At 72.7% G+C, this 14,672-nt stretch carries 12 protein-coding genes; 7 read left to right on the top strand and 5 right to left on the bottom strand.

Features of this window, described 5'->3' with window-relative positions:
• Positions 1 to 33 precede the first annotated feature (33 nt).
• Complete coding sequence (locus tag SD460_RS41110; protein ID WP_290060161.1) at positions 34 to 441, top strand: GNAT family N-acetyltransferase; 408 nt, start codon at positions 34 to 36, stop codon at positions 439 to 441.
• On the opposite strand, the gene SD460_RS41105 is transcribed toward SD460_RS41110, so the two are convergent.
• A complete protein-coding gene (locus SD460_RS41105; protein ID WP_318307566.1) occupies positions 401 to 1,036 on the bottom strand; it encodes a TetR/AcrR family transcriptional regulator in 636 nt (211 codons plus the stop codon). The two genes, SD460_RS41110 and SD460_RS41105, sit on opposite strands and share 41 nt — an antisense overlap.
• A gap of 31 nt (positions 1,037 to 1,067) precedes the next feature.
• On the opposite strand from SD460_RS41105, the gene SD460_RS41100 reads away from it, so the two are divergent.
• From SD460_RS41100 to SD460_RS41080, 5 genes are all read left to right on the top strand, one after another.
• Positions 1,068 to 2,207 (top strand): erythromycin esterase family protein, encoded by a 1,140-nt coding sequence (locus SD460_RS41100; protein ID WP_290060148.1) that lies wholly within the window; start codon positions 1,068 to 1,070, stop codon positions 2,205 to 2,207.
• Between the two features lie 54 nt (positions 2,208 to 2,261).
• A complete protein-coding gene (locus SD460_RS41095) occupies positions 2,262 to 4,667 on the top strand; it encodes a caspase family protein (protein ID WP_318307565.1) in 2,406 nt (801 codons plus the stop codon).
• Positions 4,668 to 4,710: 43 nt separating this feature from the next.
• Positions 4,711 to 5,598 carry a S8 family peptidase gene (locus tag SD460_RS41090; RefSeq protein ID WP_290062411.1) on the top strand — a complete coding sequence of 296 codons (888 nt, stop codon included), beginning with the start codon at positions 4,711 to 4,713 and terminating at the stop codon, positions 5,596 to 5,598.
• Positions 5,599 to 5,730: 132 nt separating this feature from the next.
• On the top strand, positions 5,731 to 9,108 hold the full coding sequence (locus tag SD460_RS41085) for a pyruvate carboxylase (RefSeq protein ID WP_318307564.1): 3,378 nt from the start codon (positions 5,731 to 5,733) through the stop codon (positions 9,106 to 9,108).
• Positions 9,105 to 9,896, top strand: coding sequence for an arginase family protein (locus SD460_RS41080; RefSeq protein WP_290062408.1), 792 nt, complete (start codon positions 9,105 to 9,107; stop codon positions 9,894 to 9,896). Before SD460_RS41085 ends, SD460_RS41080 begins: the two co-directional genes overlap by 4 nt.
• A gap of 21 nt (positions 9,897 to 9,917) precedes the next feature.
• Here SD460_RS41080 and SD460_RS41075 read toward each other — a convergent pair whose 3' ends face one another.
• Together SD460_RS41075 and SD460_RS41070 are read right to left on the bottom strand one after the other, a co-directional pair.
• A complete protein-coding gene (locus SD460_RS41075; RefSeq protein ID WP_290062407.1) occupies positions 9,918 to 10,283 on the bottom strand; it encodes a GntR family transcriptional regulator in 366 nt (121 codons plus the stop codon).
• On the bottom strand, positions 10,280 to 10,975 hold the full coding sequence (locus SD460_RS41070) for a hypothetical protein (protein WP_318307563.1): 696 nt from the start codon (positions 10,973 to 10,975) through the stop codon (positions 10,280 to 10,282). The genes SD460_RS41075 and SD460_RS41070 overlap by 4 nt, the downstream gene beginning before the upstream one ends.
• A 296-nt stretch (positions 10,976 to 11,271) precedes the next feature.
• Here SD460_RS41070 and SD460_RS41065 point away from each other — a divergent pair, with 296 nt between their 5' ends.
• Entirely contained in the window at positions 11,272 to 12,549 is a 1,278-nt protein-coding gene (locus tag SD460_RS41065; protein ID WP_290062289.1) for a PucR family transcriptional regulator, read from the top strand.
• Positions 12,550 to 12,597: 48 nt separating this feature from the next.
• Here SD460_RS41065 and SD460_RS41060 read toward each other — a convergent pair whose 3' ends face one another.
• Together SD460_RS41060 and SD460_RS41055 are read right to left on the bottom strand one after the other, a co-directional pair.
• Complete coding sequence (locus tag SD460_RS41060) at positions 12,598 to 13,170, bottom strand: DUF6801 domain-containing protein (protein WP_290062288.1); 573 nt, start codon at positions 13,168 to 13,170, stop codon at positions 12,598 to 12,600.
• A 59-nt stretch (positions 13,171 to 13,229) separates the two neighbouring features.
• Complete coding sequence (locus SD460_RS41055) at positions 13,230 to 14,666, bottom strand: DUF6801 domain-containing protein (protein WP_290062287.1); 1,437 nt, start codon at positions 14,664 to 14,666, stop codon at positions 13,230 to 13,232.
• Positions 14,667 to 14,672 lie beyond the last annotated feature (6 nt).

Here is a 14,672-nt window from a genome sequence, read left to right as displayed (position 1 = left end):
CCCGCCGACACCCCGGCGATCGGCGAGGTCCACGTGGCGTCCTGGCGGGCCGCGTACGCGGGCCTGCTGCCGGACGGCTTCCTCGCGCGCCTCTCGGCCGGCGAACAGGCCGCCACCTGGGCGGAGCGCCTGGCCGCCGGGGGACGGCTGCTGGTCGCCGAAGAGGCGCGAGCCGTCGTGGGGTTCGCCGCGTTCGGGCCGGAGCAGCTCTACGCGCTGTACCTGCTGCCGCGGTGCTGGGGACGCGGCCTGGGCCGGGCGCTGCACGACCGCGTTCTCGAAGAACTGTCCGGGGACGCCGTGCTGTGGGTGCTGGCGACCAACGAACGGGCGAAGGCCTTCTACGTCCGGCAGGGCTGGCGGGCCGACGGCGAAACCGCCACCGAGACGCTCGGCGACGTCACCCTCGATGTGGTGCGGTTCCGCCGTCCGCTGCCGTGAACACCCCGGCTTTCGCGGCCGCCGCGGCGGCCGCGGCCGCGACTCCCGCGTCCCTCGGTGTCACGCCTTCCCGGGAGACGAACAGGCGGTAGAAGACCGGCCCGCAGGCCACCCGCACGACCTCGACCGGGTCCGTGCCCGCCGGGACCTCGCCGCGCTCGACGGCTCGGTCGACGATGGGCGCGGAGCGGGCGTGGCGGTCGACGTAGAACTCGCGCAGGGCGTCCGCGGCGCGGGCGGAGAGGAACGCGGCCGAGATCGACGCGGTCGGCAGCTCGCGCTCGCCCGGTGAGGTGAAGTAGTGGACGAGCTCCAGGTTGACCTCGCGCAGGTCGCCCTCGAGCGAACCGGTGTCCGGCGCGGTCCACTCCTGCTCGGTGCCCATCAGCAGCGCGGCCGCGACCAGGCCTTCGGCGGATTCCCACCGGCGGTACAGCGTCGTCTTGTGCACCCCGGAGCGGTCGGCGACCGCCTCGACGGTCAGTTCGGCGTAGCCGCGCTCCCCGAGCAGTTCCAGGGTGGCGTTCAGCGCGGCGAGGCGGGTCCGCTCGGTGCGGCCGCCCGGTCTGCGCGTGCCGGAAATCTCGGTTGCCAACTGCTACTCCTGTTGCGTTAGTGTGCCCAGTATGCCAGAAACCGAGTCCGTCGCCGTCGCTTCCCTCGCCGGCCTGATCGGCGACGCCGAGGTCGTCGCGATCGGTGAGAACAACCATCACATCCGCGAGTTCGGCGCGCTGCGCGACCGCCTGCTGCGCCACCTCGTCGAGGAGCGCGGGTTCACCGTCCTCGGGTTCGAGGGCGGGTTTCCCGAGGGGCACCTGGTCGACACCTGGCTGCGGGGCGGGCCGGGTGACGTCGCCGACATCGCGCGCGACGGCTTCACCTTCGGCCTGGGCAATTCGGCGGAGGTGCATTCGATGCTGACCTGGCTGCGCGGGCGCGGTGTCCGGTTCGCCGGGCTGGACGTGCCGAGCTCGGCGGGTTCGCCGGTACCCGCGCTGCAGGCGGTCCGCGAAGTCCTGACGCGGGTGGACCCGGCCAACGTGTCCCTTGTGGACGCGGCGCTGGCGGCGTGCGAGCCGTACGCGTCGGTCAGCAGCGCGATCGCTCCTGGCCGGTACCAGGGGATGAGCGCCGAGGCGCGGGATGCGGCGACCACGGCGTTGACCGTCCTTTATGGACATCTCTCGGTGGCGGTCCACGGTGCGGCCGCCGTGCACCACGCCTTGGGTGCCTTGCGGATCGACCTCTACCTGCGCGAGCTGGACGCGCTGATGGCGGGCCGGGCGCCGGAGCCGCAGAATTCGTCGCGCGACGCGTACATGGCGGCGACCGTGCGGCTGCTGCGGCGGCTCCACCCGGGCGAGAAGATCGTCCTGATGCTCCACAACGGACACCTCCAGCGCGTGCCGTTCTCGCCGATGCCCGGCATGACGGCGCCGTCGGCGGGCACGCACCTGGCCGCGGAACTGGGCGATCGCTACTTCGCGCTCGCGCTCACGGCGGTGTCGGGCACGACGACCGGCCTGGTACCCGACGAATCCGCGCCGCTCGGGTTCCGGATGTTCGAGCAGGAATTGGAGGCGCCGGCGGAAGGTAGTGTCGAGGCGGTGCTCGCGGACCAGGCGCCGTGCGTGGTCGCCCGTCCCGCGGGGACGAGCATCCGGCACGCGCACCTGGCGCCCGCGGTCGACGTGGCGGCCGCTTTCGACGCCGTCGTCTGCCTCAAAGGGCAGGAAACGATTTTCCGGTCCGGCGCCGAATAGGTGTGCCCGTTCGGCTGCTTGTCGTAGTGGCGGAAACGGGCGTTTCCTGGGGATATGGCCGGGCGGAGGCGCGCGCTCATCGTCGCGAACGGCGAATACGACAACGCGGGCCTGCAGCGGCTGGGCTCACCCGCGGCGGACGCCGACGCCCTCGCCGGGGTGCTCGCGGACCGGACCATCAGCGACTTCGACGTCCAGGTGGTCCGCAACGAGACCGCGCACGTCGTCCAGGCGGAGATCGAGGACCTGTGCGCCGAGGGCCGCCCGGACGACGTCCTGCTGCTGCACTTTTCCTGCCACGGCTTGAAAGACGACACGGGCGGGCTGTACTTCGCGGCGCGCAACACGCGTCCGGACCGGTTGCGTTCGACGGCGGTGCCCGCGCAGTTCGTCCAGCAGTGCATCCGCCAGAGCCGCTCGCGCAGCATCGTGCTGCTGCTGGACTGCTGCTACGGCGGGGCGTTCGGCCAAGGCGTGGCGGTCCGTTCGTCGGGTGACGCGAACGTCCTGGACAGCTTCCGCGGCGGCCGCGGCCGCGCGGTGATCACGGCGTCGAACTCGATCGAGTACGCGTTCGAGGGCGCCCGGCTGGCCTCGGACGAGCCGGCTCAGCCGTCGGTGTTCACGTCGGCGCTGGTGGAGGGCCTGCGCACCGGCGAAGCCGACCGCGACGAGGACGGCTGGATCGCGCTGGGGGAGCTGTACGAGTACCTGTTCGACCGCGTCCGCGAGCGCAACCCGAAGCAGACGCCGAGCCGCGACATCGAGATGCAGGGCGAGCTGTACCTGGCGAAGAGCAGGCGACGGCGCATCAAGCCGTCCCCGATCCCGGCCGACCTGGCGGCCGCGATCGCGGCGGAGAACCCGTTCACGCGACTGGGCGCGGTGGCGGAGCTGCGACGCCGGTTGTCGAGCGACAACCTGCCGGTGGCGATGGGCGCGTTCGAGGCGTTGAAGGTGATGGCGTCGACGGACATCGAGCACATCGCGACCGCGGCTTCGGACGCATTGGGCGACGTGGCGGTGCGGGTCGACTCGCCGGTGATCCGTCTTTCGGCCCCGGCGGGAGAGCCGGGTACGGCGACCTTGCGGGCGTTGGGGCCGCCGGTGGCCCGGGAGGTGCGGTTCGAGGCTTCCCACCCGTGGATGGCGGTGACGGAGGTCGACGGCGCCGCGGACCTGACGGCGACGGCGGGGGAGAAGGGCACGCGCCGGGGCAAGCTGGTGGTGAGCGGCCCGACCGGCGATGTGGTGGTGGAGGTGGAGATCGCCGCGCTCCCGCTCCCGGCACCGGCTCCCACGCCTGCGCCCGCCCCAGACCCCGCGCCCGCCCCAGTGCCCGCACCCGAGCCGGCTCCTGATGCTGCCCCTGCAGCCGAGCTCGCCCCGCCCGCCGCGCCTGTGCCCGCACCCGTGCCGGCGCCGGACCCCGCGCCCGCACCCCCCAAGCGCCCCAATGTGGCGTTCGGTGCGTCAGACGCACCGAACGCCACATTGGGTGCGTCTGACGCAACCAACGCCACATTGGGGCGCACTGCCGGAGCCGAGCCAGCGCCGGAAACCGGAGCCAAGCCCGAACCGGAGCCCGCACCCGCACCGGCCCCCGCAGCACCGGCCGTCGGAGCCGAGCCCGCGTCGGAAGCCGGAGCCGGAGCCGGAGCTGAGTCCGGCTCGGTCGATCCGGTGGGCGGGTTCGGCGGGGTCGCCGCGATCACCGGTGCCGTCTTCGGCGTCGTCGGGCTCGGGCTCGACTACCGCTACGGCGAACCCCTCACCTACTACCGCCCCGGCATGGAGACCTACGTCGGGATCGTGGCCGCGTCCGCGACGCTCGCCGGCATCCTCACCCTCGCGCCCCGGACGCGCGCCCGCACCGGCCCCGCCCTCCTCCTCGGCGCCGGCCTCGCCGCCCTGTTCGGGCTCCTCCGCTTCCTCACCGAGACGATCACCCTCACCCAGAACGGCGACGCCGAGCTCGGTACCGGCTTCACCTTCCTCCTCCTCGCGCACATCGCCTGGACGATCGCGGCTGTCTGCGCTCCGGTCGTCCTCCGCCGGAACGCCGCGAAACCAGCGAAACCAGCGAAACGGGCCGGCGGGTGGCCGGCGTGGGCCGCGGTCGGGCTCGGGGTCGTCCTCGCCGCCGCCTGGCTCATACAGCTGGCCGAGCTCGCGCAGCACAGCGACAGCGAGGCCGGGCGCGCCGCCGCCTACTTCGTGCTCGGGGCGGTGCTGGCCGTGTTCGTCCCGGTCGTCGCCGTGGCGGTGCCCGGCGTCGCGTGGGCCGTGCTGGCGACCGGGACCGCCGGCCTCGCGGGCGTCCTCGCGCCGACGTTCGTGGCCGTCGTGGAGCACTCGACCGTCGCCGGGCAGGTGATCGCGTCGTGCGCCGTGCTGCTGCTCGCGGTGGACGTCGTGGTGCTGGCCCGGCGGAATCAGCCGATCGAGGGACAGGCCTGAGTTGTCGCTCCCGGACCGCCGGGGTACCACGACGATCATGAAGATGCTTCTCGCGGCCATGGCCACCGTGCTCGCCGGGCCGGCGGCGGCCGGCGGGGTGCAACCCGATCCGCCCAGCTGGGGGCTGGACCGGATCGACCAGCGCACCGGCCTCGATCACGCCTACCACTACGCGACCGACGCCTCGGGCGTCACGATCTACGTGATCGACAGCGGCGTCGACGCGAGCCACCCCGACTTCCAGGGCCGCGTCGCGCCCGGGCGGGACTTCCTCAACGGCGGCTCCGACACCTCGGACACCAACGGCCACGGCACCCGCCTCGCCGGGATCGCCGCGGGCAAGGACCACGGCGTCGCGAAGGGCGCCCAGATCGTGCCCGTGCGGGTGCTCGACAAGGACGGCGGCGGCGCCACCGAGCAGATCATCGCCGGCATCGACTGGGTCGCGCAGAACGCCCAGCAGCCCGCGGTCGCCGTCCTCGGCATCGGCGGGGTGCCGAACGACCAGCTCGACGCCGCCGTGAAACGGCTCGCCGCGGTCGTGCCGGTCGCCGTCCCGGCGGGCAGCGAGACCGCCGACGCGAGCGGCTTCTCCCCGGGCCGGGTCACCGAGGCGCTGACCGTCGGGGCCACCGACACGCAGGACCACCCCGACAAGGCGTCCAACTTCGGCCAGGACGTCGACCTGTACGCCCCGGGCGTCGACATCCCCGGCCCGATCGCGGGCGGCACCGGCGCCGGCCCGGATTCGGGCACGTCGATGGCGGCGGCGTTCGCGGCCGGCGTGGCCGCGCTGTACCGCGCCCAGCACCCGGAAATGGCACCGGACCAGGTGGACCAAGCGCTTGTTCAGGCCGCGACGCCGGACGTGCTCAAGGGCGTCCCGGACGGCACGGCCAACCGGCTGCTTTACGCGCCGCCGGGAACCTGAGAAGCTGCCCAGCCGGCGATCCGGCGAATCTTCCACGCGCATGATGTCCATCACCTGGTATGGAGCTCCCGCAGAGCGGGAAAAACCGGGTAACGTGCGTTGACTTACCGATCCAAATGGGAAGGACCGGGCATGTTCCGCAAGGTGCTGGTGGCCAACCGCGGGGAGATCGCGATCCGAGCGTTCCGCGCCGGCTACGAACTGGGCGCGGGGACGGTCGCCGTGTTTCCGCACGAAGACCGCAACTCGCTGCACCGGCTGAAGGCCGACGAGGCGTACGAGATCGGCGAACCCGGGCACCCCGTGCGCGCCTACCTCTCGGTCGACGAGATCGTCGCCGCGGCCAAGAAGGCCGGGGCCGACGCCGTCTACCCCGGTTACGGCTTCCTCTCGGAGAACCCCGATCTTGCGCGCGCGTGCGAAGAAGCGGGCATCACCTTCGTCGGGCCGAGCGCCGAAATCCTGGAGCTCACCGGCAACAAGGCCCGCGCGGTCAAGGCCGCGCGCGAGGCCGGCGTGCCCGTGCTCGGGTCGTCCGAGCCGTCCAGCGACGTCGACGCGCTGGTCGCGGCCGCCGAAGAGCTGGGCTTCCCGGTCTTCGTGAAGGCCGTCGCCGGCGGTGGCGGGCGCGGCATGCGCCGCGTCGAGGACCCCGCCGTGCTGCGCGAGTCCATCGAGGCCGCCGCGCGCGAGGCCGAGTCCGCCTTCGGCGACCCGACCGTCTTCCTGGAGAAGGCCGTCGTCGAGCCGCGGCACATCGAGGTGCAGATCCTCGCCGACGGCGCGGGCAACATCATCCACCTCTACGAGCGCGACTGCTCGGTGCAGCGGCGCCACCAGAAGGTCGTCGAGCTGGCCCCGGCGCCGAACCTCGACCCCGAGCTGCGCGACCGCATCTGCGCCGACGCGGTCAAGTTCGCGAAGCAGATCGGCTACCGCAACGCCGGCACCGTCGAGTTCCTGCTCGACAAGCAGGGCAACCACGTCTTCATCGAGATGAACCCGCGCATCCAGGTCGAGCACACGGTGACCGAAGAGGTCACCGACGTCGACCTCGTGCAGTCGCAGCTGCGGATCGCGTCCGGTGAGACCCTCGACGACCTCGGTCTCTCCCAGGACAAGATCTACCTTCGCGGCGCCGCACTCCAGTGCCGCATCACCACCGAAGACCCGGCCAACGGCTTCCGGCCGGACACCGGGATGATCTCCGCCTACCGCTCGCCGGGCGGCTCCGGCATCCGGCTCGACGGTGGCACCGCCTTCTCCGGTACGGAGATCAGCGCCCACTTCGACTCGCTGCTGGTGAAGCTCACCTGCCGCGGCCGCGATTTCAAGACCGCCGTCGGCCGCGCGCGCCGCGCCGTCGCCGAGTTCCGGATCCGCGGTGTCTCGACGAACATCCCGTTCCTGCAGGCCGTTCTCGACGACCCGGACTTCCGCGCCGGGCGCGTCACGACGTCGTTCATCGAGGAGCGCCCGCAGCTGCTCACCGCCCGGCAGTCCGCCGACCGCGGCACGCGGCTGCTGACCTACCTCGCCGACCAGACGGTCAACAAGCCGCACGGCGAGCGCCCGAAGACGCCGGACGCCACGGTCAAGCTGCCGAAGCTGCCCAAGGACGCCCAGCCGGCGCCGGGGTCGAAGCAGAAGCTCGCCGAGCTGGGCCCGGCCGGGTTCGCCCAGTGGCTGCGGAAGTCGCCGCACATCGGCGTCACCGACACGACGTTCCGCGACGCGCACCAGTCGCTGCTGGCCACCCGCGTCCGCACGAAGGACCTCCTCGCGGTGGCGCCGGTCGTCGCGAACACGCTCCCCGAGCTGCTGTCCCTGGAGTGCTGGGGCGGCGCGACCTACGACGTCGCGCTGCGGTTCCTCGCCGAGGACCCGTGGGAGCGGCTGGCCGCGCTGCGCGAAGCCGTGCCGAACATCTGCCTCCAGATGCTGCTGCGCGGGCGCAACACCGTCGGGTACACGCCGTACCCGACCGAGGTGACCACCGCCTTCGTCGAAGAAGCGACCAAGACCGGCATCGACATCTTCCGGATCTTCGACGCCCTCAACGACGTCGAGCAGATGCGCCCGGCGATCGAAGCCGTGCGCGAGACCGGGTCCGCGGTCGCCGAGGTGGCGCTCTGCTACACCTCGGACCTGTCCGACCCGGGCGAGAAGCTCTACACGCTCGACTACTACCTCAAGCTGGCCGAGCAGATCGTCGGCGCCGGGGCCCACGTCCTGGCGATCAAGGACATGGCCGGGCTGCTGCGCGCGCCCGCGGCGACCAAGCTGGTCACCGCGCTGCGCAAGGAGTTCGACCTGCCGGTGCACATCCACACCCACGACACCGCGGGCGGCCAGCTGGCCACCTACCTCGCGGCGATCAACGCGGGCGCGGACGCCGTCGACGGCGCGGTGTCGTCGATGGCGGGCACGACGTCGCAGCCGTCGCTGTCGTCGATCGTGGCGGCCACCGACCACTCCGCGCGCACGACCGGGCTGGACCTGCGGGCGATCGGCGAGCTGGAGCCGTACTGGGAGAGCGTGCGCAAGATCTACGCGCCCTTCGAGGCCGGGCTCGCCTCGCCCACCGGGCGCGTCTACGACCACGAGATCCCCGGCGGGCAGCTGTCGAACCTGCGCACGCAGGCCATCGCGCTGGGCCTGGGCGACCGGTTCGAGGACATCGAGGCGATGTACGCGGCCGCCGACAAGATCCTCGGCCACCTGGTGAAGGTGACGCCGTCGTCCAAGGTCGTCGGCGACCTCGCGCTGCACCTGGTCGGCGCGGGCGTCTCGCCGTCCGACTTCGAGGCGGAGCCGAACAAGTTCGACATCCCCGACTCGGTGATCGGCTTCCTGCGCGGCGAGCTGGGCGACCCGCCCGGTGGCTGGCCGGAGCCGTTCCGCACCAAGGCCCTCGAAGGCCGCGCGGCGGCGAAGCCGGTCGCCGAACTGTCCGAAGAGGACCGTACGGCGCTTTCCGAGCAGCCGCGCCGGACGCTCAACCGGCTGCTGTTCCCCGGCCCGACGAAGGAGTTCGAGGCGCACCGCGAGGCCTACGGCGACACGTCGGTCCTGCCCAGCAAGGACTTCTTCTACGGCCTGCGCCCGGGCGAGGAGTACCCGGTCGACCTCGAGCAGGGTGTCCGGCTGCTCATCGAGCTGGAGGCGATCGGCGAGGCCGACGAGCGCGGCGTGCGCACGGTGATGTCGACGCTGAACGGCCAGCTGCGCCCGATCCAGATCCGCGACCGCTCGATCGCTTCGGACATCCCGGCGACCGAGAAGGCGGAGAAGGGCAACCCGAAGCAGGTCGCGGCGCCGTTCGCCGGTGTGGTCACGCTGCAGGTTTCGGAGGGCGACACGGTCGAGGCCGGTGCGACGGTCGCGACGATCGAGGCCATGAAGATGGAGGCGTCGATCACCGCGTCCGCGGGCGGCAAGGTGGGCCGCCTCGCGATCAACTCCGTCCAGCAGGTCGAGGGCGGCGATCTCCTGCTCGTCCTGGAATGACGCTGATCAACGCGGTCCCGCAGCGCCAAGGCGCGGTGGGACCGCGTTCGGCGGAGCTGCCCGACGGCTGCCTGGCACTGGCGGAGCTGGCCGGGCACGTGCTCGGCCGGCCCGTCCACCACGTCCGGCAGTCGCGGTCGGTGTCCGAAGTGGACCGTGGGATCGCTTCGCGCGCGGAGCTGACGGGCCCGAACCGCGCGGCCCAGCTGGCGGCCCTGGAAGCCCCTGGCGGCCCGGTGCTGACGATCGGCGGCGACTGCGGGGTCGAGCTGGTCCCGATCGGCGTCGCGCGGTTCCGGCACGGGCCGGGCCTCGGCGTCGCGTGGTTCGACGCCCACCCGGACCTGAACACGGCTTCGACGTCGCCGTCGGGTGCGTTCCACGGGATGGTGCTGCGGTCGCTGTTCGGCGAGGGCGACGCGGAGTTCGCGGCCGACCCGGCTCTGGAGCCGGGCAGTGTGGCTCTGCTGGGCACGCGGGTGTTCGACCCGGAGGAGCGCGCCGCGGTCTCCCGCGGTCTCGCCGTCACTTCTCTGGACGCGCTATCCGTGGAGAAGCTGTACGTCCACGTGGATCTGGACGTGCTGGATCCCGCGGAGTTCCCGGGCCTCAACTACCCGGAGCCGAACGGCTGGACGATCGCCCGGCTCGTGGCCGAACTCGACGCCCTCGCCGGTTACGACGTCGTGGGCGCCGGGGTCACGGAGTGCGTGGGCACGGCTCGCGAAGTCGAGGTGCTGGAGCCCGTCCTGGCTGCACTGGGCCGGCTCCTCGTGAGTGAAAAGTAGGGTTCTAACCCGACTTATCACTCACGAGCGTTCGTGGGCCGCGCGGACGGCGTTCAGGGCCGTTTCGAGATCCGCGCCGAGATCGCGGGCCTGGGTCAGGTAGGCGGTGGCCGCGGCGAGGAGGAGCTCGGCCGGGGCCGGGCGGCCGGGTGGGAGGGTGACCACCGTGCCGCGGGCGCGGGCCGTGGTCACCCAGCCCGCCGCCTCCAGCTCGCGGTACGCCCGCGCCACCGTGCCCGACGCCAGCCCGAGATCGCGCGCCAGCTGGCGGATCGGCGGCAGCCGCGTCCCCTCCGCCAGCGCCCCCGTCGTCACCGCGCGGACCACCTGGTCGTGCACCTGCCGCCAGGGTGCCAGTCCGTTCGTGGTGTCGACGACGATCTTCACGCCGCCGCCGGCAGCCGTTTCAGCGGGGCCGTCACGGCCAGGAACGCGGCCACGCCCGCCACGACGACGAGGAACGACACCAGGTTGCCGCCGGGCCAGCCGAGCGCCGTCACCGCGCCGATGCCCAGTCCGATCGCCACCCGCGCGCTGCGGCACCGCAGCGCCAGGTCCGCCCGCGCCGCGCCGGCCGCCGGGCGGCGGACCGCCAGCGCCGTGATCGCCGCGCAGACCACCACCGTGCCGGCCGCGAGCGCGAGGAACTTCCCCTGCGCCGTCACGACGAGGTGGGCGATCGACCCGGCGGCCGCCACGGCGCCGAGCGCGAGCACCCAGGCGGGCGCGATGGCCGTCAGCGGGCGCGGCGTCAGGTCGGCCTCGCGCCGCGGGCCGCGGGCGGGCCGCTGGGACAGCAGCTCGGCGATCAGGCCGCCGAGCAGCAGGGTGGCCACGAGCGAGCCCGTCGTCGTGTCACCGAACAGCGGCGGGAGCGCCAGGAACAGCCACGGGTACCAGAGCCGGCGCCGCTTGAGGTAGCGCACGGCCACCGCGATCTCGGCCGCGTCCGGATCGGGCACGCCCCAGCGTTCGAGCAAGCGCTTGCCGTGCTTCTCACCCGGCCAGAGCACGATCAGGATCGCCAGCCCGATCAGCCCGCTGAAGAGCGCGACGGCCAGTACGTTGTCCCACGGCATGCCGGACCTCCCTCGCTTGTATCAACCATACGATACAAGAACGCGGGGTGACCGCAGCGCGGGCCGCTCGTCCGTTCGTATGCAGGCGAGCACGCGGTCGGCGGGGTACCTGTCAGCGTTTCGCAGGCACAGCTCGTGAACTTGTCACAAAGTTGACAAGAAATCGGTTTCCTCTCATTCGGGTGACACGTTCCGCGTTAGTTTTTCGATGTGTTCGTTGTCACCCCGCTTCAGGTGCGGGGTGCCCGGTCGCGCGTGCGCGTGCCCGATTCCAGGGGTGGAGCGAAGGAGCTGCGATGACGGTGGAGCGCGGATTCGAACACGCTGCGCCACCCGCCGCACTGCCTCGCAAGCTCGCGGACATCCTGCGCCCCGAACTGGGCAGCCTCGCCGCGGAAATCGTCGACGAAATCCGCGCGACCATCCCCGCCTACGCCCGTCCGCTCGACGGGCCCTACGGCAAGTCGATCCGCGCCGGCGTCGAGTACGCGATCACGTTGTTCGTCGCCCAGATCGCCGACCCGACGGTGTCCAAGGAGCAGTCCCACGAGGTGCACCACCGGCTGGGGCAGAACGAAATGCGCGAAGGCCGCAGCCTCGACACGCTGCAGTCGGCGTACCGGGTCGGCGCGCGGGTGTCGTGGCGCCGGATCATGCGCGTGGGACGGCGAAGCGGGCTCTCCTCGGCGGTGATGTCCCAGCTGGCCGACGCGATGCTGGCGTTCATGGACGAACTCGCCTCCGTCGCGCTCGACGGCTACCTGGAGGCGAAGGCGCGCACGGCGGGCGCGCTGGAAACGTGGCGCCGCAAGCTCCTCCACCTCATCCTCGAGACCCCGCCCGCGTCGCCCAAGGCGATCGCCGAGCTGGCCCAGCTGATCGGCTGGCCGGTGCCGGCCGACGCGACCCCGGTGGCGGTCTGCCCCGCGGGCGGCGTCGCCCCGGCCCGCCGCCACGCCGGGCTCGACGCCGACGTCCTCGCCGAACTCGACACCGCGGACCCGAAACTCGTGGTGCCGGGCGAACTGAGCGCCCCGCGCCTGGCGGCCCTGCAGGTGGCCCTGCCGGACTGCCGCCTGTCGATCGGCCCGTGCGTCCCGCTCACGTCGGTCGCGGATTCCCTGCGCTGGGCCCGGAACGCGCTCCAGCTGTCCGAACGCGGGGTGCTCGCGACGCGGCCGGTGCTGCGCGCCGAAGAGCACCTGGCGACGTTGCTGGTCAACTCCGACACCGGCCTGGTCGGCACGCTGCGGCACCGCCTGTTCGCGCCGCTGGCGGACATGACGGGCAAGCAGCAGGAGCGGCTCCTGGAGACGCTGCGGGCGTGGCTGGACAGCCAGGGCAACGTGGTGGAGATCGCGGAACGCCTCGGCGTCCACCCCCAGACGGTCCGCTACCGCATGCGCCAGCTCCAGGCCACGTTCGGCGACAGCCTCCGCAACCCGGCGGCCCGCTTCGAAATGGAGCTGGCGCTGCGCGCGGGCGCGGCCCCGCTGCCGCTGCGGTACCCGGTCAGCGACCTGCTGCCGTCGCCGCGGACCGGGCACGCTCGTCCACAGTGGACACCCAACTGACCGGTCGCGGTCAGGGCCGGCCCGGCTACCGGACTCACCGGACGGCTCCTAGGTGATCGGCAGCGCCGGGGTGAAGGAGGCGTCCTGGCCGGCCACCTGGGTGCAGACCAGGGCCGGCCCCGCGGGGGCGCCGTCCGGCCGGTGCAGCGACAGGGCCACCGCCAGCCGGTCCGCGCGGAACGTGACGGTGCCCGACGCGCCCGCCCGGTGCGTCTGCTTGCCGTTGTGGAAGTCGATCGCGACCGGGTCGGGACCCCAGAGCGCCGGCACGTTGGGCGCGGAGGTGGTCGACGAGCGAGGGGCGTTCGCCGCCTCGATGAACGCCGCGGTGAAGCCGCCGAGCACGCCGTCGTTGCCGCCTGCGGTGAAGTACGCCCGCGCGGCGGGGGACAGCGTGACGCTGCCGGAAACTTCCGAGATCGCGAAGGCGGCGCCCGGCGCTACCGTGTCCGGGCCGGTGAACCCCGCCAGCAGCGTCACCGCCAGAGCCGGGCTTCCCGGTGTCGTGCAGGTGTAGCCGATCGGACCGGAGTGGTACGCCGTGGACGCGTGCGCCGGCCCGGCGAGGAGTGCCGTGGCCGTGAGGGCCAGAACCGCGGCCGGTGCGAACCGGGTGACCATGGTGCTCCCTGGGGTCGTCGGTGCCCGGACAACGGTGTCGCGGCCGGCACGGTGAATCCTCAGTTCGGTTTCGTGACCGCCTTCTGCGTGCGCTGGGCCGGCGTGCCACCGGGTGCGGGCGGGTCGGAGCCCTCCGGGCACTGGGTGTGGTCGGGTTCGGTGCACACGAGCAGGTTGTAGGTGTCGACGAACGCCTGGTTGCCCGGGCCCGAGCTCATCCCCGTCAGCAGGGGATTCAGGTCCTGGCCACCGGCGCCGCAGCCCCGGAAGGCGGGCAGGTCGAAACCCTTCGCCGGATCGGTCCGGATGTGCCCGATGCTGAAGGGGTCGTACGGGCCGCTCAGCTCCAGCTTCACCGGGCCCGCCGTGACGCAGTCCGGGCCGAGGTCGAGCGGGACGCCGTTGACCTTCGCGCCGCTCAGCCGCGCCATCACCGACAGCTGCGTGTCCAGTACGGGCTCGCCGGTGACGGGGTCGTCGTGCAGGCCGCCGGAAATCTCGATGAGCTTGCTGTCCCGGTAGTCGAGCGGCAGGAACTCGATGGTCGCCGACACCGGCACGAACCCGAAGCCGAGGAACGTGACGGTGGCCGGCTTGAAGACGGTGGACCCGGTGACGCGGCGGTCGACGATTTCCCCGCTCTCGGCGTCGAGCGACAAGAGGAACTGGCCGTTGATCAGGAAGGCGGGGTCGGCGGCCACCTTGGCGCCCAGCTTGGTCACGGTCGACGTCGTCAGCACGCTGACCAGAGCCAGGGGTGTGGTGATCTCGATCGGCGGGATCGGTTCGTCCTGCGTCGCCACCCCGCCGGGGGGCGCCTGCTGGTTCTGCTTGGTGCCCGGCGCCGTCTTCGGCAGCACTTGGATCTTGCCCAGGGCCGACGGCTGACCGGGGTCGAGGGTGCACGCGATCCCGGGCGCCGGCTGGGCGGCCTCGGTCGTGCCGGGCGGGGAAACGGCCGTGAGCGCGAGTGTCGGGGCGGTGACCTCGAGGGTGACCGGGCCGACGGTGTTGATGGCGATCGGCGGCACGGTTCCGATCCCGGTCAAGGTGACGTCGCCGGTCTCCGGTAGCGGGGTGGCCGCCACGACCACCGGGACCGGGATCCGGTCCGCCCGGTCGCCTTGGCGGACGGCGAGGTTCGTGACGGCGGTGCCCTGGAGTGACCCGGTGGTGGCACCGTCCGGGAGGAGCGAAAGCGCGAGGTCGCGGGAAAGCGTCAGCTTGACGGAGAAGTCGCGGATGGTCGCCGCCGCACCGGTTTTCGCCTGGGCCGGCAGCGTGGCCGCCGTTTCGACGGTGAGCGCGCGGGGACCGGGCGGATCCGCGAACGGGCACGTCACCGACACCGACGTCGCCGCCTTCGTGTCCGGCGGGACCGCGGGCGCGGGTGCGGCCGAGCCAACTCCCGTCAGCGCGCCGTTCACCGCGGACAGCAGGCCGACGGCGGCCAGCGCGGAGATCGTGAGGGTGCGGGGCCGGACTCGACGTGGCATCGGTTT

Origin of the sequence: Amycolatopsis solani, assembly GCF_033441515.1 — a bacterium.
Taxonomy (GTDB): Bacteria; Actinomycetota; Actinomycetes; order Mycobacteriales; family Pseudonocardiaceae; genus Amycolatopsis; species Amycolatopsis solani.
Note: the sequence above shows the minus strand (reverse complement) of the source record. Positions and strands in the feature narration are given on the sequence as shown.